Annotated in this window: 23 protein-coding genes; 8 read left to right on the forward strand and 15 right to left on the reverse strand. The window is 46.3% G+C overall.

Going from position 1 to position 25,287, the window contains the following annotated elements; all coding sequences use genetic code 11:
* The 10 genes from gspL to gspC are packed head-to-tail and all read right to left on the reverse strand — an operon-like array spanning position 1 to position 10,047.
* Complete coding sequence (gene gspL, locus R7O03_RS08090; protein WP_165401605.1) at positions 1-1,203, reverse strand: type II secretion system protein GspL; 1,203 nt, start codon at positions 1,201-1,203, stop codon at positions 1-3.
* Positions 1,172-2,182: a type II secretion system minor pseudopilin GspK gene (gene gspK / locus R7O03_RS08095; RefSeq protein ID WP_005379302.1), complete on the reverse strand. Its 1,011-nt coding sequence runs from the start codon at positions 2,180-2,182 to the stop codon at positions 1,172-1,174. Before gspK ends, gspL begins: the two co-directional genes overlap by 32 nt.
* Positions 2,175-2,852 carry a type II secretion system minor pseudopilin GspJ gene (gene gspJ, locus R7O03_RS08100; RefSeq protein WP_104975742.1) on the reverse strand — a complete coding sequence of 226 codons (678 nt, stop codon included), beginning with the start codon at positions 2,850-2,852 and terminating at the stop codon, positions 2,175-2,177. The genes gspK and gspJ overlap by 8 nt, the downstream gene beginning before the upstream one ends.
* The gene (gene gspI, locus R7O03_RS08105) at positions 2,839-3,228 is read right to left on the reverse strand and encodes a type II secretion system minor pseudopilin GspI (protein ID WP_170960382.1); all 390 of its coding nucleotides are present in this window, start codon (positions 3,226-3,228) and stop codon (positions 2,839-2,841) included. Before gspI ends, gspJ begins: the two co-directional genes overlap by 14 nt.
* Positions 3,215-3,814 carry a prepilin-type N-terminal cleavage/methylation domain-containing protein gene (locus tag R7O03_RS08110; RefSeq protein ID WP_017635010.1) on the reverse strand — a complete coding sequence of 200 codons (600 nt, stop codon included), beginning with the start codon at positions 3,812-3,814 and terminating at the stop codon, positions 3,215-3,217. Before R7O03_RS08110 ends, gspI begins: the two co-directional genes overlap by 14 nt.
* A 29-nt stretch (positions 3,815-3,843) precedes the next feature.
* On the reverse strand, positions 3,844-4,287 hold the full coding sequence (gene gspG, locus R7O03_RS08115) for a type II secretion system major pseudopilin GspG (protein ID WP_005379298.1): 444 nt from the start codon (positions 4,285-4,287) through the stop codon (positions 3,844-3,846).
* Positions 4,288-4,346: 59 nt separating this feature from the next.
* Positions 4,347-5,564 (reverse strand): type II secretion system inner membrane protein GspF, encoded by a 1,218-nt coding sequence (gene gspF, locus R7O03_RS08120; protein WP_033905910.1) that lies wholly within the window; start codon positions 5,562-5,564, stop codon positions 4,347-4,349.
* Positions 5,564-7,066, reverse strand: coding sequence for a type II secretion system ATPase GspE (gene gspE, locus R7O03_RS08125; protein ID WP_005379296.1), 1,503 nt, complete (start codon positions 7,064-7,066; stop codon positions 5,564-5,566). Before gspE ends, gspF begins: the two co-directional genes overlap by 1 nt.
* On the reverse strand, positions 7,066-9,084 hold the full coding sequence (gspD, locus tag R7O03_RS08130) for a type II secretion system secretin GspD (RefSeq protein WP_005379295.1): 2,019 nt from the start codon (positions 9,082-9,084) through the stop codon (positions 7,066-7,068). Before gspD ends, gspE begins: the two co-directional genes overlap by 1 nt.
* Before the next feature lie 36 nt (positions 9,085-9,120).
* The gene (gene gspC, locus R7O03_RS08135) at positions 9,121-10,047 is read right to left on the reverse strand and encodes a type II secretion system protein GspC (RefSeq protein WP_256903251.1); all 927 of its coding nucleotides are present in this window, start codon (positions 10,045-10,047) and stop codon (positions 9,121-9,123) included.
* 253 nt (positions 10,048-10,300) lie between these two features.
* Between gspC and hslR the strand changes: the two genes are divergently transcribed.
* From hslR to R7O03_RS08155, 4 genes are all read left to right on the forward strand, one after another.
* On the forward strand, positions 10,301-10,687 hold the full coding sequence (hslR, locus tag R7O03_RS08140) for a ribosome-associated heat shock protein Hsp15 (RefSeq protein WP_005379292.1): 387 nt from the start codon (positions 10,301-10,303) through the stop codon (positions 10,685-10,687).
* A 31-nt stretch (positions 10,688-10,718) separates the two neighbouring features.
* Positions 10,719-11,594: an Hsp33 family molecular chaperone HslO gene (hslO, locus tag R7O03_RS08145; protein WP_213877196.1), complete on the forward strand. Its 876-nt coding sequence runs from the start codon at positions 10,719-10,721 to the stop codon at positions 11,592-11,594.
* A gap of 336 nt (positions 11,595-11,930) precedes the next feature.
* On the forward strand, positions 11,931-13,559 hold the full coding sequence (gene pckA / locus R7O03_RS08150) for a phosphoenolpyruvate carboxykinase (ATP) (RefSeq protein ID WP_054576821.1): 1,629 nt from the start codon (positions 11,931-11,933) through the stop codon (positions 13,557-13,559).
* A gap of 190 nt (positions 13,560-13,749) precedes the next feature.
* Positions 13,750-15,867: an AsmA family protein gene (locus R7O03_RS08155; RefSeq protein ID WP_054576820.1), complete on the forward strand. Its 2,118-nt coding sequence runs from the start codon at positions 13,750-13,752 to the stop codon at positions 15,865-15,867.
* Here the strand turns inward: R7O03_RS08155 and R7O03_RS08160 are convergent.
* The 3 genes from R7O03_RS08160 to R7O03_RS08170 form a co-directional block, all read right to left on the reverse strand.
* Complete coding sequence (locus tag R7O03_RS08160; RefSeq protein ID WP_005379283.1) at positions 15,853-16,770, reverse strand: bifunctional GNAT family N-acetyltransferase/hotdog fold thioesterase; 918 nt, start codon at positions 16,768-16,770, stop codon at positions 15,853-15,855. The two genes, R7O03_RS08155 and R7O03_RS08160, sit on opposite strands and share 15 nt — an antisense overlap.
* Positions 16,771-16,876: 106 nt before the next feature.
* Positions 16,877-17,311, reverse strand: coding sequence for a D-aminoacyl-tRNA deacylase (gene dtd, locus R7O03_RS08165; protein WP_005379282.1), 435 nt, complete (start codon positions 17,309-17,311; stop codon positions 16,877-16,879).
* Entirely contained in the window at positions 17,283-18,227 is a 945-nt protein-coding gene (locus R7O03_RS08170; RefSeq protein ID WP_033905908.1) for a virulence factor BrkB family protein, read from the reverse strand. Before R7O03_RS08170 ends, dtd begins: the two co-directional genes overlap by 29 nt.
* Before the next feature lie 34 nt (positions 18,228-18,261).
* Between R7O03_RS08170 and R7O03_RS08175 the strand changes: the two genes are divergently transcribed.
* Positions 18,262-18,903 (forward strand): DUF2959 domain-containing protein, encoded by a 642-nt coding sequence (locus tag R7O03_RS08175; protein WP_005382972.1) that lies wholly within the window; start codon positions 18,262-18,264, stop codon positions 18,901-18,903.
* A 31-nt stretch (positions 18,904-18,934) separates the two neighbouring features.
* Here the strand turns inward: R7O03_RS08175 and R7O03_RS08180 are convergent, their stop codons facing one another.
* Positions 18,935-19,477 (reverse strand): AAA family ATPase, encoded by a 543-nt coding sequence (locus tag R7O03_RS08180; protein ID WP_005382971.1) that lies wholly within the window; start codon positions 19,475-19,477, stop codon positions 18,935-18,937.
* A gap of 72 nt (positions 19,478-19,549) precedes the next feature.
* On the reverse strand, positions 19,550-21,379 hold the full coding sequence (gene typA / locus R7O03_RS08185; protein WP_005379276.1) for a translational GTPase TypA: 1,830 nt from the start codon (positions 21,377-21,379) through the stop codon (positions 19,550-19,552).
* 530 nt (positions 21,380-21,909) lie between these two features.
* On the opposite strand from typA, the gene glnA reads away from it, so the two are divergent.
* The 3 genes from glnA (at position 21,910) to glnL (ending at position 25,275) form a co-directional block, all read left to right on the forward strand.
* Positions 21,910-23,319 carry a glutamate--ammonia ligase gene (gene glnA / locus R7O03_RS08190; RefSeq protein WP_005379275.1) on the forward strand — a complete coding sequence of 470 codons (1,410 nt, stop codon included), beginning with the start codon at positions 21,910-21,912 and terminating at the stop codon, positions 23,317-23,319.
* 195 nt (positions 23,320-23,514) lie between these two features.
* Positions 23,515-24,096: a DUF4124 domain-containing protein gene (locus R7O03_RS08195; protein ID WP_047103732.1), complete on the forward strand. Its 582-nt coding sequence runs from the start codon at positions 23,515-23,517 to the stop codon at positions 24,094-24,096.
* A 132-nt stretch (positions 24,097-24,228) separates the two neighbouring features.
* Positions 24,229-25,275 (forward strand): nitrogen regulation protein NR(II), encoded by a 1,047-nt coding sequence (gene glnL, locus R7O03_RS08200; protein WP_017821940.1) that lies wholly within the window; start codon positions 24,229-24,231, stop codon positions 25,273-25,275.
* Positions 25,276-25,287 lie beyond the last annotated feature (12 nt).

Raw genomic sequence — 25,287 nt, forward strand, 5'->3', positions numbered from 1 at the left:
TCACAAACGCTTCAAAACAAAGCTGCCAACCACAACGTTATCGCTACGGTTCAACTGACCTTGCTCAACATTAAACTTCTCTGCCAATTTCACACGAGCCTGCTCAAAAGGTTGGAAGTCTGAACTACGAGCCTGAATACGTACTTCGCCACGTTGTCCGTCGTATTTAAAGCTAGTGATCTCCAAGTCGCTGACCTGACCAAGCGTCGCGGGTAATGCCGCCAACCATGACAACATTGCCTGCTGACCACTTCCACCAGATAAGCGGCGCTCTTCATCATCCATTTGTCGTTTGAGGTAACTAACGGTAGGAATGCGTCGTTTATTTGGGAACACCTGGCGGAAAATACGCTCACTCTCCTCACGATACGCTTGAGCTTGTGCTTCGTACTTGTGGACCACGAGCAACTGCTGCGCAACCATGACGACGATAAGCACCCCCGCAGCAATGGTGGCTTTTTGCCAGAGCTTCCAGTATTTACCCCAAGAAGATTTCGGCTTGAAGATCCCAGTCAGCAAATTGACTTTGCTTTCTGTCACCCCCTTCGCCAGTAAAGCCATCGTCATTTCTTCTGGTTGCGGATCCCATATTTCAGGTAACGCAGATTCCGGGACCGAGCTAAAGCAATCGAGCTTCCAACCTTCATGATTTTGTAGATAAGAAGAGAGGTAAAGGTCTAACCAAGAAGCGTCGACAACCGCGCCCTCTGTCGCAGAGTGACGAATTAGCCATTGCTCGCCAATCATTGCAGCACTGCTGTGATCTCCACGAACCGGTAACGCAAGCACATCGGGTAAAATGCGTTTAATGGCGATACCTTGGCTTGAGAAACGTTGCAGTACAGTCTGAATCCAAGCACGTTCAACTGCGCAAATCTGCGCTTTATCCGCTTGTTTACCCAACACGCTAAAGTGCAGGCCATCAACGTCCTGAGCAACTTCGTCTTCCACTAAGTACGGTAACATAGCCTCGAATTGGCGTGTTGCACCAGGTGGTATATCCACTTGCGTCAGGACTACATCATTACTCGCCAACAGCGCCACAACTTGGCGCTGACCAGCATATGAGACCAATTCATCTAAGTGTTCCCACCCGGCGATTTCACCGCTAGCAATCACTTCCTGTTGATCTGTCGACCACACCACCCAAGGAATGGTACTTTGTTGTTCGCTACTCAGCCGAACGGTCAGAAACTCGCTCACTGATCCCTCCAAAACGACGGCGAACTACGGTCACCGTTTCTCTATTTGTACTTTGCAAAAGGCTTCGGATACGTACACGTGATTCATCCACCAACACTTGTGCATCCAATTCAAAAAAGGCGCTATCTACACCCAAATAGCCTTTGGCGTTTTTCTTTACATCTTCACTTAAGCCAGCCATTTCTGACTCTGCTAAAAATTCATCAATGCTATCCCACCCATCAAATGGGCGTTTTTCAATTAGCTGAATCGCATCACTACTGCTTAAGTTTGGTGAGAACATTGCCACCAAAATCGGAGCTTGCTCAACATCAATCGTATTCACGTTTAAACGCCAGTCATCACTTGGTAATGCACAGACCAGCGGCTCCAATTTTTGGAAAATTTCACCGCTCACCTGATAGACAGCCCGTAACTCGGAAGCATCTGCCATCCAACCATTTGATGCCAAATAGGAAGGTTTCATCGCTTCATATGTGCTGTCTTCAACCCCAGTAGTCGAACGGACAGAGTCATCAGCATCAATGTATTCCCAAGTAGAGTCTGCAATGATTTCTGCTTGATATGGCTCGACATCCAACTCTTCTAATAGGCGCTGCAATACATTCACTAAATATGGTCTTGTAATTTGCTGACCCGTTGGTTGCACACGACTCAATACATTTAGATTAAAGCACGCTTGCTTGTCTCTAATTCGTCCCGCCGCTTGACCATAATCTAACGGATAGACTTGCTCTTTTATCGCCCACGGTTGACTCATATTAATCGTGTCGGTGTCTTTATAACTTTGTTCGATACCCACTTTTGCTAGCGCCTCGACGCCAAGGCTGTACCAGTACGCTTGCTGGTAATTGATTTGATTAGCGCCTCGCTGAAACTGCAAGAACAAACGTTCCGACATACTGGCAGCAACCGTCGCCATAATCGCCAGCAACATCAACACTATAATCAAAGCAACACCGCGTTGACGGTTAACCATTATTGCTGTCTCCTGAACTTTCATCTTTCTGACTCAATGTGCCATCAGGAGTGAGATAAGTGCGGGCAATTTCTCCATAGTCTTTGAGAGTGAGAACAACAGAAACCGCTTTCGGCAGCGCTTTTTCTTCAGCCCACTCTTTTTTCCATTGCTTACCATCATAGAAACGCATATCAAATGACTCGACCTGCGTTAGCAATGGAGTAACAGTACCTTGTTGCCCAACCGGCGTATCAGGATAGCGCCACCATACTCGCTGCAGTGTTTCTTCTTTTAAGCGATAGCCAACCTTGGTTACTTCTCCACGAGGGAACTGCTGCTGAGGGTTGTGCCAACCTAAACGGGCAAACATCAGTCCTTTGGTATCGGAGTCCAACAGGTAATCGGACCAAAAAATTAGCCGGCTAGCAGGCTCTTCACCATTAGTACGCGTTTGACGCATCGCCATTTGACGAAAATCGTTATCCATCATCACCATGGCACGCTGAATTTCGTTTAAGCGTTGGGTTCGTTCTTGTGATAGCGCATTGCTACGCTGTACTTGCGATACCACTTGGTACGCAGCGACACTTAAACTGGCAAAGATGGCAATCGATACCAACACTTCAATAAGTGTAAAACCTTTTACCCTTTGGCGCGTATTTGCGCGGGGATTATTATTGCGCCACATAGCTTCGTACCGTTACTATAGGGCTCGCGCTTTTCTCTACCGAGACGCTTACATCAAATGCTTTCAGCAATGGCTGCGTCGTGGCGACTGGCGTGACTTTCCAGAACCAAGTGCGTCCTGCCAGCTCTTCTGTGCCGTTTTTCGCTTTGAGTTCTCCGGTATTCAACATCACATTTGCCATCTGATTATCCACAACCATGGCTGCAAACATTTTTTCTTCTAAATAACTGATTGTATTAATATGCTGGCTCACGGAGCGAATGACACTGATGGCAGCGGTGGCGAAAATTGCCAGTGCGACCAATACTTCCAGTAAGGTCATGCCTCTCGTCCGGCGATGACTCAAATTTAGGCGAGCTTGCTTAAAATTGCGCATTCTCATCCTCTTTCACTTCTTCGCCCGGGGCTAATAACAAAATTTGTCCACTTTCTTTGCCAATGACTCGCCAACCGTCATTAAAGGCATCACCATTTTGCGGAAAAAAAGACAGGGTAAATGGCGTGACTTCGGCGCTGGAAAAGATAAACACTTGCGGTGGCTCAATTTTCTTTTCGTCCTCTTCTTCTGCGAACATGTCTTCATCAAAAAGAGAACCTGGTTTGAATAAGCGCTCATCATTATCCCAAGCACCACCGCCGAGTTCGAGTTGTAGCGTAATATCTTCTTCTAGCTTGGTTTTGCTCGGAATCTGCTTTAATTTCAGAGGCTGCCAACCTTCTGAGGTTAAACTCAGTAGAGCGTAGGTCGATTTGGCATCATCCACTCGAACGCCAAAATCTTTACCGCTCAGCACCGCTTCTTCATTGAGCAGCTGTAAACGCTGAAAAAAGCTTTGAGCATACTGTTTGGAAAGATCTTTTTGGCTAGTCGGTAACGTCGAGATCACGGCCACAGCCGTAAGAGATAGCAAAACCAGCACCAATAGAATTTCTATCAATGTAAAACCGTTATGTTTTCGCATTTGTTTCATTAGTGCTGGCTTAGGCTCAATTATTGGAAATCTTGCATGTTCCAGTTGCCAATATCTGCAGCTGGACCTTCTCCACCCTCTTGGCCATCTGCGCCTAGAGTGAAGATATCGATTGTACCGTTATCACCTGGGCTTAAGTATTGGTACTGGTTGCCCCAAGGGTCATTAGGAAGACGTTTGATGTAACCACCATCACGGTAGTTGCGTGGCTCTGGGTTAGATGGCTTACTAACCAATGCTTCTAGACCTTGGTCCGTTGTTGGGTAAACGCTGTTATCCAACTTGTACATATCTAAGGCATTTTCCAACGCGACAATGTCCGTAATCGCTTTTTGTTGGTCAGCCTTCTCTTTGTTACCCAATAGGTTTGGAACAACAAAACTTGCCAAAATACCTAGGATAACCACAACAACCATCACTTCTAAAAGTGTAAAACCCTGTTGTTTACTACGCTTAAACTTCATTTTTTTCTCCGAAAGTTAGATTAAAGCCATGCCGTTAGTAGACACGTCTTAATTCGAAATTATCCGCTCATCAAGTTATTCATTTCTAACATTGGCATCAAGGTCGCCATCACAATGAACAACACTAATCCAGCCATTAATGCAATCAGCGCAGGAGTAAACACACCCAGAGCAATATTGACTGTTGATTCAAAGTTTTGATCTTGGTTATCGGCTGCCCGCGTCAACATGCTCTCTAATTCACCACTTTGCTCACCACTGGCGATCATGTGTAGCATCATTGGTGGAAACAAGCGGGTTTGGTCCAACGCCTTACGCAGACTAGCGCCCTCTCGAACGTTATCCGCTGCAAGCAACACTTGCTGCTTCACATAACGGTTAGACATAACATCTACCGCAACGCGCATACCCTCTAGAATTGGAATCGCACTGGAAGTACAGATCGAAAGCGTTCGTGCGAATCGTGCGGTATTCAAACCTCGAGAGATCTTACCTATTAGCGGTAAGCTCAAGATTTTTCTGTCCCAAGCTAAGCGAAAGTCTGGCTTTTGCAACGCCAGTTTGAGGCCATAGAAAAGCACCACCAGCACAACGAAAATAATCAGCCCCCAATCTTGCACAAACTCACTGGCTGCCAGTAAAAATTGCGTCGATTGAGGTAACTCTTGGCCCATCTGAATGATGGGTTCAATGATTTTAGGAACCACTGTCGCCAATAAGAACGAAACGATGACAACCGCGAATACCACCAAAACTACAGGATAAATCATGGCTTGAAGCAATTTAGATCGCATCTTTTGGCGGTTTTCGACATAGTCTGCCAAACGCTCTAATACGGTATCGAGGTGACCTGATTTTTCACCCGCCGCAACCATGGAGCGGTACAGTTCATCAAACACGTGTGGGTAATCGGCAAAACTGTCGGCAAGCGGATAACCCTCTGTTACTTTCGAGCGAACCGCAGCCAACATAGAACGAATCCTCGGCTTTTCAGCCTGCTCAGAGACCGCACGCAAACACTCTTCCAAAGGCATTCCTGATTGGACTAGCGTAGACAATTGCCGTGTGATGAGTGCCAGCTCAGATGTTGAGATACCGCGCTTAAAGCTGACTGAACCTGAAGACTTAGCCGATTTAGCTTTCGTCTCGACCACTTCAATCGGGATCATCCCTTGCTCTTTGAGTCGCTGGCGCACTTGTCGGGCGTTGTCCCCTTCTATCGTGCCTTTTTTATGCTTGCCTTTTGCATCTAGCGCTTTGTACTCAAATGCCGCCATTAGGTTTCCTTCGTCACTCGCATCACTTCTTCAAGTGACGTAATACCACGACGTACTTTGCTTAAACCATCACTGCGAATACTTGGCGTATGGGCGCGAACGGCTCTCTCAATTTCTTGTTCACCAGACTCTCGATGAATCAACTCTTGCACTTGCTCATCAACCATAATGAGCTCGTGGATACCTGTTCGACCTCGGTAGCCTTTTTGGTTGCACGCTTCACAGCCTTTTGCTCGGTGCAGTTCTAACGGTTCATGCGCTTCCATACCAAACAGTTTTTTCTGTTCCGCATCGGCTTCATACGGCTCTTTACAGCTTGGACAAAGCGTTCGAACTAAGCGCTGCGCTAGCACCCCTAATAACGAAGAAGAAATAAGGAATGGCTCAATACCCATATCACGTAGACGCGTAATCGCACCCACTGCGGTGTTGGTGTGGAGAGTAGACATTACCAAGTGACCCGTTAAGGACGCTTGCACTGCAATTTGTGCGGTTTCTAAGTCACGGATCTCACCGACCATCACCACATCCGGGTCCTGACGCAGAATGGCACGCAAGCCGCGCGCAAACGTCATGTCGACCTTTGGGTTCACCTGAGTTTGACCGATGCCATCAATATCAAATTCGATCGGGTCTTCAACCGTTAGAATGTTGCGTTCGTTGCTATTGATCTCTTGCAAGCCAGCGTACAAGGTGGTGGATTTACCAGAACCTGTCGGGCCCGTCACCAAGATGATACCGTGAGGGCGGCCAATCAAGTGACGGAAGTTGTCATGCACTGAAGGTGTCATGCCCAAACTATGTAAATCAAGACGAGTCGCGTTTTTATCCAACAAACGCATTACCACGCGCTCACCATGTGAGGACGGCATCGTAGATACACGCACGTCCACCGCACGACCACCGATACGCAACGAAATACGGCCATCTTGAGGCACACGCTTTTCTGCGATATCTAGTTTAGCCATAACCTTCACACGAGAAACTAGCAAAGGCGCTAGCTTACGGCTTGGAGTCAGGACTTCACGCAATACGCCATCGACACGGAAACGAATCGAAAGGGTTTTCTCGAACGTCTCAATATGAATATCCGACGCACCTTCTTTGATCGCTTCGCCCAACATGGCGTTGATCAATTTGATGATTGGCGCATCGTCTTCCGATTCTAATAAGTCTTCATCATGCGGCAGTTCTTCAGCCAAAGAGAAGAAATCATCGCTATCAGCACCAATATCTTCCATCAACTGACGCGCTTCAGACGAGTCGCGTTGATATGCTTCGGTCAGCTTTTTATCAAAGGCTTCTTTATCGATAGGTTGCGGTACGAAGCTTTTCTTTAATACACGACGGACTTCAACCAGAGCCGCAGGGTTAAGCGGCTCGACATAGTAAAGAATAGGTGGACGCTCAGGATGCTCTGTCTCCAGCACCAGTTTAAAGCGGTTGGCAAAACTGAATGGCAGACGACGCATACTTGGCGCTGTGTCTAACATATCAACCATTAGTTGTTTTCCATTTGATCAATAAACGCTTGAATCTCTGTTGGGTGCTGACGCTCCTGGCCAAAGGCTGGCATAACCGGGATCTTCTCGTCTGCCATCAACTTCAACCCTTGATCCGCTTTATAAAGCTGTTCTGCGCGAATAAAGTTGTATTTACGCTGCGTAATACCGTCAGCCGTCACACCATCGCGAATAATCGTCGGCTTGATGAACACCATCAAGTTACGTTTTTCTGTTTGCGTGCTAGTTGACTTGAACAGGTGACCCAGTACCGGAATGTCACCCAATAGCGGCACTTTAGACTCACTTTCAAGTGCGCGTTCATCGACCAAACCACCAAGAACCAACATCTGACCATCTTGGATCATGACAGAGGTGTTTAACTGTCGTTTAGCAAAGCGAACGTCAACCGCACCGTTCGCGCCTAATACGTTGGAAACTTCTTGTTCAATGTTTAACTGTACAGAGTCACCTTCGTTAATTTGTGGCACTACTTTGAGTTTGATACCGACTTCTTTACGGTCAACCGTTTGGAATGGGTTGTCGTTGTTTGAGCCAGCCGTAGAGCCCGTAATAACCGGAACCTCTTCACCCACAATAAATGATGCTTCGCCATTATCCATTACAGTGATACTTGGAGAAGATAGAATGTTTGAGTTGGAGTCAGAAGCAACAGCACTAATTAGCGCTGTCCAGTCACCCATGACAATACTCATTGCCGCACCATTTACTCCGCTAAGTGCTGACGCTAGCGTAGAGTAGTCACCTGATTCAGTAACATCATATGGCGTTCGTTCGCCATTAGAGTTGGTATAGTATTCAGTTCGGGTTTGATCTTTTGCTTCTTCTAGACCAACCATCACCTGACCAATCGGGGCTCCTGAGTTACCGTACTGAATTACAGCACCCGTTTCTAATGAACCCCACTGAACACCTAGGTTAATACCATCACCTTCAGACATTTCGACAATTAACGCTTCAATAAGAACCTGAGCACGACGAATATCGAGTTGAGAAATGACGTCTTGTAATGCCATCATAATATCTGGTGGCGCTGTTAAAACTAACGAGTTAGTTGCAGCGTGAGCAGCAATGACGACCTCACCACGCGATGCGCCTGATGTTTTCTGACCGGCTTGCTTTTCAGCTTGCAGGTTATCGGAAACACCTTTCAATACATCCACCAAGTCTTCAGCTTTCGCATTTTTCAGGTACACAACTCGGTTGTTACCTTTTGTCGCCATTTCAACATCAAGTTGACGAATCAAACGTTTCAAGCGGGCTCTTACTTTTGGATCACCAGAAATTAAAATCGCGTTAGTACGTTCATCGGCCACAATTTTAGGTTCAAGGAACTCTGGCGTGCTTTTCTGATTCGCACTTTTATTCAGTGCTTCGACAATGCGTACCATTTCAGCAGCAGATGCATTACGCAGCTCCACCAATTCAATTTCTTTATCGCCGGCTTGGTCAACACGCTTGATGATCTCTGCTAAGCGATTCACTACTGCCGCACGACCAGTAATCAAGATAATATTCGCTGGATCATAATGAACCACGTTACCGGCACCGGCGTTATCAATCAGCTGACGAAGTAGAGGAGACAACTCACGGACCGACACATTACGCACCGCGACAACTCGAGTGATAACACTATCGCCTTGCGCGCTGCCATCACCTAACACAGGGATTGCTGAGGTTTTTGAGTCTTTTGCTTTGATAACCTTAAGTACCCCATTGTCCATCTCTACGACTGCGTAACCGTATACTTCAAGGACATTAAGGAAAAAGCTGTAATATTGCTCTTCGTTAAGTACGTCATAGCTGCGGACATCGATCTTACCGCGTACTGAAGGATCAACAATGATGGTCTTTTCGAGGTTACGACCCACTATGTTGATGAATTCTTGAATATCAGTGCCTTTAAAGCTCGCACTAAATTCGTTTGCCATTGCACCTGGTACGCAGAGTAAACTTCCTGCTAGTAGCCAAGCACTTTTGCTGAACCAATGTTTCACGTATGTCTCCCTGAACTTACGCCGGTTGCCTAAGTCTTACAATTGGATATAGATATCGTACTGTTGGCCGTCTCGCTCAACAGTTAAATTTAATTCTTGCGGATCGCTCATCACTTGCATCAGTTGTACTGAAGAAGACGGATCACTTAAATCGATCCCGTTCAGTTGAACCGCAATATCACCGGGTTGTAGCCCTACATCATTAAATAATGCGGCATCACGACCAGGTGATACTCGATAACCAACAATGTCTCCGTCTTTTTTGACGGGTGAAATGGTGATGTATTTAAAAACGCTTTGTGGATCTTTCGCAATTTCCTCGCGGATTTGCTCTAATTTCTCTCCAACGTCAGACGTCGCTGCTTCTGCTCGCTGAGCTTGCGCCCTAGCTACCTGCGGCGATTCAGATAGCTTCTTATATTCTATACCTTGCATCATTAAGGTCTCGTCTCGACCTTGGTTATCAATGATGACGCGATCCACCAATACCGCTTTTAGCGTCGCACGTGTCCCTTCGATTTCTTCACCCAAACCGTACGTAGCTTGCTTACCTCGGTTAGCAATAACAGCAAGGCTGGTATTGGCATCACTGCTGGCAACCGCACCGACTAGCGTGAGGTTAAGGCGCGTCTTAGGGGCGTCTTTAACAATGGGCTGTTCTACAACTGCCGCTTTTTGCTCAGTGTATTTACCGAATAGGTTGGCATTCTGAAGGGCATTAAAATCTATCGCGTCGCCTTTATTGCTCGCGACAACGCCACTCGCCGATGGACGCCATTGCGGCACTTCCGACGATTGAGGTATGGCTAACCACACAATTTTGCCAAGTATCCATCCGGTTATCGCAATAAACAGACAGGTAAGCAACAAGCTAAGTTTGGCTTGAATGGTATAATGATTGGACTTGATCTGAGCCAGTAGCGGTCTGCTTGATAATCCTGCACTTAGCTCTAAACGTTTCACTGAATGGATTCCTTTATTCTAACGTCCGTCATTTAAGCTATAACGATAGCTATCGACTTTAAATTGCTAAATTTGCAATAAAATTATTACTCAACAAAGAGCAGTGAACTATATCACAAGTTGTCTTTCATACCTTTTTCTTATGCAGTTTTTGCCAACTCCCTTGAAAAAAATACGCCTTGACTCCATCTGTAGGTGAATAATCCATCACTCATTGCCGTATTCGGGCAGTGATTAGATAGCGTAGTGTTCTATGAGTTCCCTAAATGAAGCCGTTAGGCTAGATAAATGGCTATGGGCCGCAAGATTTTACAAAACCCGCTCCATCGCGCGTAACATGGTCGATGGCGGTAAAGTCCACTATAATGGCCAACGAAGCAAGCCGAGTAAAATCGTTGAAGTGGGCGCTGAAGTAAGACTTCGTCAAGGCAACGAAGAAAAAATCGTGATCATCGAACAAATCTCAGATCAACGCCGAGGCGCTCCCATCGCACAAACCTTATATCGCGAAACTAATGAAAGTATAGCGAAACGTGAGGAACACGCGACTCAACGTAAGCTTAATGCCCACAACCCAAGTCCGGAACGCCGCCCAGATAAAAAGCAGCGCCGAGACATCATTAAGTTCAAACACCAATAAAAGCCGGAATTACCAACGAGGAAAGCACTCCATGGCAAATAATGTTTTAAACCGCTACCTATTCGAAGATCTTTCAGTACGTGGCGAGTTGGTACAATTGGATGAAGCGTACCAACGTGTTATCTCCAGCAAGGAATATCCGGCAGCAATAGAGAAACTGCTGGGTGAGCTACTCGTTTCAACTACTCTTTTAACTGCCACTCTTAAGTTCGAAGGTTCGATCACCATCCAGCTACAAGGCGATGGTCCTGTGTCTCTTGCCGTTATCAACGGTGACCATAACCAACGTGTCCGTGGCGTAGCTCGCTGGGAAGGCGATATTGCCGATGACGCAAACATTCACGATCTAATGGGTAAGGGCTACCTTGTGATCACTATCGAACCGAAAAACGGCGAGCGTTACCAAGGTGTCGTTGGATTAGAAGGTGACACTTTAGCAGAAGTGCTAGAAGGCTACTTTGCAAACTCAGAGCAGTTAAAAACGCGCCTATGGATCCGCACTGGTGAGCATGAGGGCAAAGCACACGCAGCAGGTATGTTGATTCAAGTGATCCCTGACGGCACTGGCTCTCCAGATGATTTCGAACATCTAGAGCAGCTCACTGATACAGTAAAAGATGAAGAATTGTTTGGTTTAGAAGCGAACGAGTTATTGTATCGACTATATAACCAAGACAAAGTACGTCTGTACGAGCCGCAACCTGTCGAGTTTCATTGTGGCTGTTCTCGTGAGCGTAGCGGTGCCGCAATCATCACCGTTGAGAAATCTGAAATTTATGACATTTTGGCAGAAGTTGGATCAGTTTCTTTACATTGTGATTACTGTGGCACAACTTATACGTTCGACGAATCTGAAGTCACTGAACTGTATGCACAAGCTTCTACGGACAAGAAAACCCTGCATTAATTTACATAGCTTATCAAGCACGTAATTTACCCTACAAAAGGCCAGCTTAATGCTGGCCTTTTTGTGATCAACCCCTCGTAATAACTAGCCTCAAGCGTAATAAAACAACTGCTTAATTTTAAACAATTAATAATGATTTTGCCCTAGCGCAAAGGATTGCGTGCACGATAGACTATTCCCACCAATATGTGACGGGTTACCTAAAACCTTATTGAAATCATGGGTAAATTTTGAGCTATCTCCCTGTTTTCTCCCCGCCCCGTTGCTAGCATGGTGAGCAGATTAAAATTAAAACATTCTTACAAAATCCCTACAAAATCCTTATAAGGAGCACCTATGACCGTTATGGAACATACTAAGGCTGCAACACTTGATCTAACCAAGCACGGACTGCATAACGTAAAAGAGGTTATTCGCAACCCAAGCTACGAAATGTTGTTTGAGGAAGAAACGCGTGAAGACCTAACCGGTTATGAGCGCGGCGTGGTTACTGAACTAGGTGCGGTTGCCGTTGACACTGGCATCTTTACTGGTCGCTCACCAAAAGATAAATACATCGTCAAAGACGCTACGACAGAAGAACATATGTGGTGGACGTCTGATCAAGTGAAAAATGATAACAAGCCAATCACTCCTGAAGTGTGGGACGAGCTAAAAGAACTGGTCACAAACCAGCTTTCTAACAAACGCTTGTTTGTTGTTGACGGTTACTGTGGTGCAAACCCAGATACACGTTTGAGCATTCGTGTTATCACAGAAGTCGCATGGCAAGCGCACTTCGTTAAAAACATGTTTATTCGCCCGACAGAAGAAGAGTTAGCGACATTTGAACCAGACTTCGTGGTAATGAATGGCGCAAAATGCACTAATCCAAAATGGGAAGAGCAAGGCCTGAACTCAGAAAACTTCACCGTATTTAACCTAACTGAGCGCATGCAACTTATCGGCGGTACTTGGTACGGCGGTGAAATGAAGAAAGGTATGTTCGCGATGATGAACTACTTCCTTCCACTAAAAGACATCGCATCAATGCACTGTAGCGCTAACATGGGCAAAGATGGCGATGTAGCGGTATTCTTCGGTCTATCTGGTACGGGTAAAACGACCCTGTCGACTGATCCTAAACGTGCGCTAATTGGTGATGATGAGCACGGCTGGGATGATGACGGTGTCTTCAACTTCGAAGGTGGTTGTTACGCAAAAACCATCAAACTTTCGAAAGAAGCGGAGCCGGACATCTACAATGCAATTCGTCGTGATGCACTGCTAGAAAACGTAACAGTACGTGGCGATGGCTCTATCGACTTTGATGATGGTTCGAAAACAGAAAACACACGTGTTTCTTACCCTATCTACCATATCGATAATATCGTTAAGCCAGTATCAAAAGGCGGTCACGCGAATAAAGTGATCTTCCTATCAGCCGATGCATTTGGCGTACTGCCTCCAGTATCTAAATTGACACCTGAGCAAACTAAGTACCACTTCCTGTCTGGCTTTACCGCCAAACTAGCGGGAACAGAGCGCGGTATTACTGAGCCAACACCAACTTTCTCTGCTTGTTTCGGCGCGGCGTTCCTAACGCTCCACCCAACAAAATACGCGGAAGTACTGGTAAAACGCATGGAAGCAGCGGGCGCTGAGGCTTACCTAGTGAATACTGGTTGGAACGGCACTGGCAAACGTATCTCTATTCAAGATACACGCGGAATTATTGATGCCATTCTTGATGGTTCGATTGAAGAAGCACCAACTAAGCACATTCCAATCTTCAACCTTGAAGTACCAACGTCACTACCAGGTGTGGATCCTAGCATTCTAGACCCTCGCGACACGTACGTTGACCCACTTCAGTGGGAAAGCAAAGCGAAAGATTTAGCAGAGCGCTTTATCAATAACTTTGATAAATACACAGACAACGCTGAAGGTAAATCCCTGGTTGCGGCTGGTCCTCAGATTGATTAAATCGAGTAACAGCGACGTCGCGTAAACGCAGTGAAAAGTTGGCATTAACTTATCACCTTTACGTAGGCCAAGTTACAAAAATTGCTTCAAGCCCCTCTTTTGAGGGGCTTTTTATTGAATACCACAGAATATTGATACAAGCTAAAGCCTATCTAGTTTTATTTCATAACACACGTAGGTTCTAGCAAAGATGAAAACAGCGCGTCGAGTTCTACTTCTGTTACTGGTTATCTTAGTTGCCATTCCAGCCGCTACGATTGCGCTGCTAACAACATCTTACGCGGACGCAACCTGGCGCTTGCTGTCAAACACCTTTTCTCTTCCCTTCCGGGCCGGAAGCGTGCGTTATGGCTTTCCCTATCACCTAACTTTACAACGCGTGAACACCAGCGGAGACGATGCGTCTTACATCGAGCAAGTCGATTTATGGATGAATCCCGATGTTTATCGCGATGGTAAATGGATCGTTGATAGTTTATTGATTGATGGTATGAGCTTGCAGTATGGCGCACCAAAGCTCCCACCTTTAGACAACGTTTTATTCCATCAAATCGCGCTCAAAAATATTGATTACGCCGACGAGCAGTTCTCTGCCAATGGCATTGACCTTCAAATTCAATCACCACAATGGAATGGTCAATTAATACCATATGGCGAAGTTCAACTTGCAGCTGACCAACTCTATTGGAATGGCGAAGCCTTTAATCAAGTCTTAGTCGATATAGACTACAAACCGCAAGACAGTACGCTTTATGGCACCTCTTTTAACTGGCGTAACAGTCAAATATCTGGGCAAGGGGAGCAGTATCCTCAAGGCTGGTCTTTAGTAAATGTGACCATCAACAAGCTGAAACTGAGTAATACGCAGCGCCAATCACTGCTTGCAAAACCTTGGCACGATCTACCATTTAACATTAATCATATTAATAGCTTAGATTTGCTTAACGCCGATATTGAATGGGGCGACTGGCACTGGCAGAACTTGGATCTTTCTGTGGAAAACGCCACACTGCCACTGTCTCTCTGGAAGACAAAAGCTCAAGTGTCATTGCAGGCGGATAGCGTTCGATTCCAGCAGCAAACCGCAATAGAGCCACGTTTGAGTGCCGCTATCGAGCCAGGAGTAATCCAGCTCAACGAGCTCAGCTTAGATTGGCAGCAAGGTCGAGTGCAAGTTTCTGGATTGTTCACGCCAACACAATGGAAGCTCAAAGAAGCCTCTATTCAAGGCCTCAAGTGGGCAACACAGCCAGAAGACAACCTAAATTGGTGGCACGCCGCCACCAGCGAGTTAGAGCATGTTGCAATCGAACGACTCGACATTGAGCGCAGCCAAATTATCCAGCTATCTCACGAACCTTATTGGCAACTTTCCGGTTTAAATATCGAAGGGCAACAGCTTGATATTAAACAGTCGGCTCAACGTTGGGGCCTTTGGCAAGGCGAATTGGAAGTCAGCGTTGTCAATGCCAGCTATGACCAAATACTCACGTCTCACGCAGCACTTGCCATGCAAAGCAAAGATGGCTTTTGGCAATTGACTCGCCTTTTTGCGCCACTCGAGCAAGGCTACGTAGAAGGCATCGGACAAATAGATTTGAGTACCCCGAGCCAACCTTGGGCGCTCAACGTCAATGCTGATGGTATTCCCTTATCGCTCTTCCACGATTATTTTTTACCCGACACACTGGCTATTGATGGTTTTTCCGATCTCAGCCTCGATCTACAAGGGTTATCAGGTGATCGCAACATGCTGGCCTACAGCTTATCGGGTGAAGTGGAAGCCAATCTCCGAGATACCCGCTTGAAGTCCCAAGCGGATCATTCGCTCAAAGCCATTACCTTAAGTCCACTGCGTTTAAGCGCGCAACGAGGGGAAGTATCCATAAAGCCGGTCACAATCTCAGGAAAAGCCATAAGTGGTAAGGTTTGGGGAACATTTGATATGGCCAACAACCCGCTAAGTGGCATTACTTATCAATTGGAAGAGTCGTGCGGAAACATTGAAGGCGATCTACTAAGTGGTGAAACCCACCGTAATGAGTGCGTGAACGCATCAAAACTGGCCGAGCCTACTGATATTGAGACTCCACAGAAAAATGAACCTTCCATCGAGCAGCCAACCGTAATTGATAACATCAATTTGGAGACTCAAGAGGAAGAGCTTTACGAAGAAGTTATCGAAGAAGATGAAGTACCCGACACGAATTCCGCAGCAGAACAAACCCTCTCACCGACAGAGCAAGAAGGTGAAACAGATAAGCGCCCAGCAGATCAGTCGGCGTTTACCCCATCAGCAACTGAGTAACTGCGAGTAATTCGGTATCAGCATATAGGTACCGACAAAATCCACAGCGGGCGTGTCACCACTATAAATCACTACGTGAATAACGATGCGTGCTTTGCGTCCCGACTCCAATCGGTCTAGGTCACCACTGATCCCATCCAACGAAGTACTCGCCACGGGGTTTTGTTCGACTGGTTGACGATAACGAATCGAGCTGTCGGCTAACACAATATCACCGTGCAGCCCACGCTCTTTAAGCAGCAGCCACGTCATCCCCCACCCTGTCAGGGTTGCTAAGGTAAAAGCTGACCCGGCGAACATGGTGTTATGGGGATTAAGGTTAGGATTAAGCTGCGCACAGCATTCAAACTGGTAACCCGTGTACTGGTTAATTTTGATCCCCATTTTGTCGCTAATTGGGATTTGTTGCTCCCAGCGCTGTTGAAGCTCAGTACACCATTCAGGGCGACGTAACACATTGGCCATCGGATCCAGTTGCTTCACCATTTGCTGATGGCGCACAGGGCCACGCTCATCGGTTAGCTCGCCTCGACGCTCAAAGCCATTTTTTTCATAAAAGGCGATGGCATCTTCACGGGCATTACACACCAAGCGTTTCGCTCCTTCTTGGCGCGCTAACGACTCTAGTGCAACCAAAACCAGCGAACCCATCCCTTTGCTACGGCGATTATTTTTAACCGCCATATAGCGGATCTGGCCATCATTATCCGGCGTAATGTATAAACGTCCAATCGCCATAGGACGACCTCGACCATCAACAATCATGCGGTGATGGCTCATTTCGTCGTATTCATCGCGCTCAGAGCCGATCGGCATACGCCATGGCTCACGAAGCAGTTGCCAGCGAAACTGATAATACTTGTTTATCTGATTATCGGTTTTGGGAGTAATGAGTTTGAACATATCAATCCTTTGAAAGCACAACACTAATCAGTGTCGGAAAAATTACTCCAAGCCAATTCCATGAGCTTGGAGTTAAAGCTTAGACTATGGCGCCTGTGTTACCAGATTAGACCTGCAACCAAAACGTCACTGGACCGTCATTCACCAAAGACACTTTCATATCGGCAGCGAAGCGGCCACGCTGTGTGGGTAAGACTTCTTCACACAAGTCAGAAAAGTAATCATACAAGCGCTCTGCATCAACAGGATGCGCACCGCGAGAAAAGCCAGCTCGCGTGCCCTTTTTCGTATCCGCAGGCAGCGTAAATTGAGAAACCACCAGCACTTTACCTTCCACCTGTTTAACGTTCAGGTTCATCTTGCCTTCGTCATCTTCGAACACACGGTAGGTTGTAACACGCTCCATTAAACGCTTTGCTTTAGCTTCATCGTCGTCCTTCTCTACGCCCAATAAGACCAGCAGACCACGATCAATTTCTCCTACGACTTCACCATCCACACGGACGGCTGCTTCACTGACTCGTTGAATTAGCGCTATCACTACTCTCGCTTCCTTCATCTGTTAACTGAGATTCAGCGGTCGAGTGTATCATGTCTAAATCTTCACTCCAGTGCTCTCGCTCACCAAGCGCAGCCGTAACTTCCGCCCCCAATAACACGATCATCCAGCATAAATACACCCAAACAAATAAGATAGGAATCGCCGCTAACGCGCCGTAGATGAGCTGATAAGACGGAAACTGAGTGATGTAGAGTGCAAAGCCTTTTTTACTCAACTCGAACAGTATCGCGGCGACTGCTGCCCCCATGGCACCATGAGCGAGGTGTACTTTTTTATTCGGCACTAGAATATACAAGCCAAGAAAAGCAAAAAAGGACAGCAACAACGGTAGCCAACGCAGAAATAAATTAAACGCACCAGATAATGTCTCGTTCTCTAAAATTTGCAGCGAAGTCACGTACGACGTCGCCGCAATACTCGCACCGACCATGATCGGCCCTAACGTGAGTACCATCCAATACATAGAGAATGAAAAGACTAAACGGCGCTTATCTTTAACTCGCCAAATGTAGTTTAAGTTCTTATCAATGTTGGAAATCAGCATGACCGCTGCGATGAATAAAAACCCACCGCCAACCGCGCTCATTTTGCCCGTATTCGCCACAAATTCCTGTAATGCCGTATGTACAGCTTCTCCAGAAGCTGGCACAAAATTCTCAATAATGTAGCCTTGCAGCACTTCACCAACGTTCGCAAAAACGGGAAATTTCGACAATATTGATAACAATACCGTCAGCATTGGCACGATGGATAACAAGGTAATGTAGGCAAGATAGCCCGCGTTCACATTCACACGGTCATGCGTTAATCGCTTAAGAAGGTACGTAAAAAACGCGACGCAACTTGGCAGTAGATTGATTAATCTCGCCTTGTAACTCTCTGATAACTGGTTCATAGTTCATCCCATAATTAGCGCCGAGGACATAAGAATGCCTTATTTATTAGCAATTGTACTATCAATTTTCACTTTAACAGGGTGTCAATCTGCTTATTACTCAGCAATGGAGCAGGTTGGGTATCATAAACGAGATATTATGGTCGACCGCGTCGAAGATGCCAAAGAATCTCAACAAGATGCACAAGAAGAATTCACCAGTGCACTTGAAGCCTTATCTGCGATCACCAACTTTGATGGTGGTGAGCTAGAAAATGTCTACAACAACATCAATGACAAATACGAAGATAGCGAAAAAGCGGCTCAAGACGTACGTGACCGTATTGCTGCGATTGAAGACGTATCCGGCGCACTGTTTGATGAGTGGCAAGATGAGCTAGAGCTGTACTCGAGTGCGAAACTGCGTCGTTCAAGCGAGCAAAAGCTACGTGAAACCAAAGCCTCGTACAAAACCATGCTTAGCGCTATGAAGCGTGCAGAGAAAAAGATGACACCGGTACTGGACACGCTGCGTGACAACACGTTGTACTTAAAACACAACCTTAACGCCAGTGCGATTGGTTCTTTGCAAGGTGAGTTCTCTAGCTTAGAGAAGGACATTCAGTTTGCGATCAAACAAATGAACGAAGCGATTGCAGAGTCCGATAAATTCCTACAAAAGCTCAATCAAAAGTAAATGATTTAGACCTCCTCCTAGTGAGGAGGTTTTAGTCGGCGACCTTACCGAGTAAACCGATGACTCTTCGAACAAAGCCTACTCTCTCTGGCACAGTTCCCCATGGTACTTCTATCACTTCATAACCCAACTCAGTATAGACACTCACTAACGACTGATGAATCTCCAATGCTTCTTCAAAGCTGTGCGGACGCACTTCATCTTGTACGTAAATGGATGCTTCAGGTCGACAAGTAAACACCTGACTATGGTACCCAGCGCTTTCGGTTAAGAAAGCTTGGTCAACCTTACAGCCGCCCACTTGTAGGTATGCAATGATGTCGGGGATGGCGCGATCAACAAACGCAACATCATGACAACGCGCATCACTCTTTTGTTTGTCCATCAACCCAAGGCATAACTTGGCAAACTCAGGTAAATTCGTCCACGGCAAAATACCATTTTCTAACTGGCTTTGCTGCTCAATCAAGTCGCGGGACCCTTCAGGAAACGTGGCGTAACCACACGCGTCTAGCGCATTCAGCAGTGTTGTTTTTCCCGCACCAGGCCCACCGGTGATAATAATCGGGTTCATATTCAACTCCAGAAAACAAAAAGCCCCGAGCATAACTCGAGGCTTCTTCTTAATTGAATCGCTTAACGAAAATTATTTCGCGCCACGAGAAGCACGCTTACGGTCGCTTTCCGTTAGGAACTTCTTACGGATACGGATGCTTTCAGGCGTTACTTCTACTAGCTCGTCGTCATCGATGAATTCTAGTGCTTGCTCAAGAGTCATCTTGATTGGCGGAGTAAGAACCTGTGCGTCATCTGTACCTGATGCACGAACGTTGGTTAGCTGCTTACCTTTCAGTGCGTTTACCGTTAGGTCGTTGTCACGGCTGTGAATACCGATAACCATACCTTCGTAAACTTCAACACCGTGACCGATAAATAGACGACCACGCTCTTGAAGGTTGAACAGTGCGTTAGTTAGCGCTTTACCCATCGCGTTCGCGATTAGTACACCGTTTACACGTTGACCGATGTTACCGCCTTTGTGAGGGCCGTAGTGATCAAACGTATGGTAAAGAAGACCTGAACCTGAAGTCAGTGTCATGAATTCCGTTTGGAAACCGATCAGACCACGTGATGGCATAACGAAGTCCATACGCACACGACCTTTACCGTCTGGAGACATGTCTTTCAGCTCACCTTTACGTAGGCCGATGTTCTCCATGATGCCGCCTTGGTGCTCTTCCATTACGTCGATAGTTACCGTTTCGAACGGTTCCATCAACTGACCATCTTCTTCTTTGATGATTACTTCTGGACGAGATACTGCTAGCTCGAAGCCTTCACGACGCATGTTTTCGATCAGGATAGAAAGGTGAAGTTCACCACGACCTGATACGCGGAATTTATCTGGATCGTCTGTTTGCTCAACGCGTAGTGCAACGTTGTGTACCAGTTCCTTCTCAAGACGCTCAAGGATGTTACGTGACGTTACGAACTTACCTTCTTTACCCGCGAATGGAGACGTGTTTACTTGGAATGTCATCGTTACTGTTGGTTCATCAACAGACAATGGTGGTAATGCTTCTACTGCGTTTTGTGCACAGATAGTGTCAGAAATTTTCAGCTCGCCAAGACCAGTGATTGCGATGATATCACCCGCGTTAGCTTGTTCCACTTCGTGACGCTCTAGGCCAAGGTAGCCCATTACTGTACCCACTTTACCGTTGCGAGTTTTACCGTCAGCACCAATAATGGTTACCTGCTGGTTTGGCTTAACGCTACCACGAGTTACGCGAGCCACGCCGATAACACCAACGTAAGAGCTGTAGTCTAGCTGAGAAACTTGCATCTGTAGTGGACCATCAAGGTCAACATTTGGCGCGTCAACAACATCAACGATAGTTTGGAATAGTGGTTCCATATTCTCGCCAGTTTCGCCTTCTTCTAGAGAAGCCCAGCCGTTAAGTGCTGATGCGTAAACTACTTTAAAGTCTAGCTGGTCATCAGTTGCACCTAGGTTGTCGAATAGATCGAACACTTGGTCCATAACCCAATCAGGACGTGCACCAGGGCGGTCAATCTTGTTGATTACAACGATTGGTTTTAGACCGTGAGCAAACGCTTTTTGTGTTACGAAACGCGTTTGAGGCATTGGACCATCGACTGCGTCAACGATAAGTAGTACTGAGTCTACCATCGACATGATACGCTCAACTTCACCACCGAAGTCCGCGTGTCCCGGAGTATCTACGATGTTGATACGGTAATCGTTCCAGTCGATTGCTGTGTTTTTAGCAAGAATGGTAATACCGCGCTCTTTCTCGATGTCGTTCGAGTCCATGACTCGCTCTTCAGCTTCACCGCGAGACTCAAGCGTGCCTGATTGTTGTAGCAGCTTGTCAACCAACGTGGTTTTACCGTGGTCAACGTGCGCGATGATCGCGATATTTCTTAATTTATCAATCTGTGGAGTAGCCATGGATATTGATTCACTTAGATAGATGAAATGCCCCCACGCTGAGAACGGGTGCTCTCTGGCGACATTTGCTGATTAAAAAAACGGCCATAATGTACCAGATTTTAGCAAAAAGCCTAGAAATATGTGATCTACTCCCGAGCATTTCTGCGATTTTTACGCTTAATGCCCATTTTCTTCCTCAGAACGAATTGATTAAACGCAACTTTATTCTAATCGATGCATAATTCAAATTGACTCTTGCTCAAAAACTGGGCTGAATACGCAATGTACCTGTCACATTATGGTGCAACAATGATTTTTGGCACCATAATAGTGCAAGCAAAGATCATTTTGGTGCAAGCAAGTGCACCAAACTAGCATTCAAAAACACAATTGCTTGAAATTAATGGAATATTTTTTTTGGCACGGTTTTGGCTTTAGTGAAAACAGCATCGATTAATGAAAAGTCAAATTGATTAATCAATGCCAGGTTTCATGAGTAATTCATAAATCGAGCTTTTACCGCTTATTAACACTGGAGGTTATCCAAGATGTCAGTAGAAAACGTTCTATCGCTGATCCAAGAAAACGAAGTTAAGTTTGTTGACCTACGCTTCACTGATACAAAAGGTAAAGAGCAGCACATTTCGATCCCTGCTCACCAAATCGACGCAGACTTCTTCGAAGAAGGTAAAATGTTCGATGGTTCATCAGTTGCTGGCTGGAAAGGTATCAACGAATCAGACATGGTAATGATGCCTGACGCATCTTCTGCTGTGCTTGACCCATTCACGGAAGACGCAACACTAAATATCCGTTGTGACATCTTAGAGCCTGCAACAATGCAAGGCTATGACCGTGACCCACGCTCTATCGCAAAACGCGCTGAAGACTTCATGCGTTCTACAGGTGTTGCAGATACTGTACTTATCGGTCCTGAGCCAGAATTTTTCCTATTTGATGACGTGAAGTTCTCGACGGACATGTCAGGCTCTTTCTTCAAGATCGACGACGTAGAAGCGGCATGGAACACAGGTTCTGACTACGAAGAAGGTAACAAAGGTCACCGTCCAGGCGTTAAAGGTGGTTACTTCCCAGTAGCTCCAGTAGATTCATCTCAAGACATCCGTTCTGCTATGTGTCTAGTAATGGAAGAAATGGGTCTTGTTGTTGAAGCGCACCACCACGAAGTGGCAACGGCGGGTCAAAACGAAATCGCAACTCGTTTCAACACGCTAACAACCAAAGCTGACGAAATCCAAATCTACAAGTACGTTGTACACAACGTTGCTCACGCGTTTGGTAAAACAGCGACGTTTATGCCTAAACCACTTGTTGGCGACAACGGCAGCGGTATGCACGTTCACCAGTCTCTAGCAAAAGATGGCGTAAACCTATTTGCTGGTGACAAGTACGGCGGTCTATCTGAAATGGCGCTTTACTACATCGGTGGTATCATCAAACACGCTCGTGCAATCAACGCATTCGCTAACCCATCAACAAACTCGTACAAACGTCTTGTACCAGGCTTCGAAGCACCAGTAATGCTAGCTTACTCAGCGCGTAACCGCTCTGCTTCAATCCGTATCCCAGTGGTACCAAGCCCGAAAGCACGTCGTATCGAAGTTCGTTTCGGTGACCCAGCGGCGAACCCATACCTATGTTTCGCAGCAATGCTTATGGCTGGTCTTGACGGTATCAAGAATAAGATCCACCCAGGCGAAGCGATGGATAAAGACCTTTACGATCTTCCAGCTGAAGAAGCAGCAGAAATCCCAACTGTTGCATACTCACTAAAAGATGCGCTAGCAGAGCTAGATGCTGATCGTGAGTTCTTAACAGCGGGCGGCGTATTCTCTGACGACTTCATCGATTCATACATCGACCTTAAGTCTCAGGACGTAGAGCGTGTAAACATGACAACTCACCCTGTTGAGTTCGAACTTTACTACTCTGTGTAAGGTCGACACTGTGTAAAATGTAAACACAGCAATAAAATATTAGGCTCGCCTCGCAGGCGGGCCTTTTTTGTATTCGCCACTCAAGCTTCGACGTTTAACATGAGGGGATAATAAAAATACGCTTAGAATTTTTCCTTACAGGTCAAAGAGCTAAGCCATTGAAACGTGAAATCATCGAACAAGAGAAGGTGAGCAATGAAAGTTCAGCTTATTCCATCACTGTGTGCACTCAGCGGATTGTTAATCGCCTCTATCGCCTTCGCGCAGGTCGCGTATACGTGGGTAGATGAAAATGGCGTGGTTCACTTTAGTGATACGCCAAACAAAGGAGCAAAAGCGATCGCACTGCCAAACCTTGAAGCCAGCGCACCAGCTCCTGAGGTAGAAAGTACTGAATCGCTCGCACCTCAGACTACGCCATCTACTGCATCACAAAACAAGCCAGAGAAAACAACCGAGAAGCCTCTTCCATTAGAACTCTCGATGCTGACTCCCAAGCACAACGAGACCATCCGCAGCAATCGAGGCATCATCAATATTCAATTAGAAACCAATCGCAAGCTTGGTATCGGTGAGCAATTGCAATTGTTACTCGATGGAAAACCTTATGGTGCACCACAAAACCATATAGTGTGGCAGTTAAACAATATTGACCGAGGCACTCACACACTTGCTGTGCACGCGAAAAGAAGCGGCAAGCTTATTGCATCTACTAGCCCTATAACGGTGCATTTACATAGAGCAAGTGTTAAGCCGACCGTAAAAGGGGCAAAATAGAATATCTGGTGAAAAAAATCACATCACAGCGATGCTTTTCACTTTTTCTTCTAAGATTTATTCGCCATACTTAACGTTCAATTGCACCATTATTGTGCATCGCACAATCTTAAAGCAAAACAAGGACGTAATGTGGATACCAGTCTTCCTAGTGCCATTCTCAACAATATGGTGACAGCAACGCTGATTCTTGATGATGGATTGGCCATCCGTTATGCCAATCCGGCTGCCGAATTGCTGTTTTCTCAAAGCGCCAAACGAATTATTGAACAATCACTTTCTCAATTGATTCAGCATGCGTCGCTGGATCTCGCGCTGCTCACTCAACCGTTGCAAAGTGGCCAAAGCATCACCGACAGTGACGTCACTTTCGTTGTTGATGGCCGCCCTTTAATGCTAGAGGTGACGGTTAGCCCTATCACTTGGCAAAAGCAGTTGATGCTTCTGGTCGAGATGCGCAAAATTGATCAGCAGCGCCGACTCTCTCAAGAACTGAACCAACACGCCCAGCAACAAGCAGCGAAGCTGTTAGTCCGAGGGCTTGCACATGAGATCAAAAATCCGCTTGGCGGCTTACGCGGTGCGGCGCAATTGTTAGAAAAAATGCTGCCAGAGCCCTCTCTCACCGAATATACACACATCATCATTGAGCAAGCAGACCGTTTAAGGGCGCTCGTGGATCGATTACTAGGACCGCAGAAGCCAGGTAAGAAGACACAAGAGAATCTGCACCAAATTCTTGAAAAGGTTCGCCAGCTGGTTGAATTAGAGTCACAACGCTCAATCATCATTGAACGAGATTATGACCCAAGCTTGCCAGAGATTTTGATGGATACAGACCAAATCGAACAGGCAATGCTTAATATCGTCAGCAACGCCGCACAAATTCTTAGCCATCAAGAACACGGGAAAATAACCATTCGCACCAGAACGGTGCACCAAGCCAATATTCACGGCAAACGCTGTAAACTCGCTGCTCGTGTCGAAATCACAGACAACGGCCCAGGTATTCCACCGGAACTACAAGACACGCTGTTCTATCCCATGGTCAGTGGCCGCGAGGGAGGAACTGGATTAGGGCTATCTATTTCGCAAAATTTGATCGACCAGCACAATGGAAAAATAGACGTAGAAAGCTGGCCTGGTCACACAACATTTACTATTTATCTGCCGATCTGAGTGCGCTAAAGG

The sequence above is a fragment of the Vibrio sp. Vb2960 genome, assembly GCF_033337665.1.
GTDB classification, from domain to species: domain Bacteria; phylum Pseudomonadota; class Gammaproteobacteria; order Enterobacterales; family Vibrionaceae; genus Vibrio; species Vibrio alginolyticus.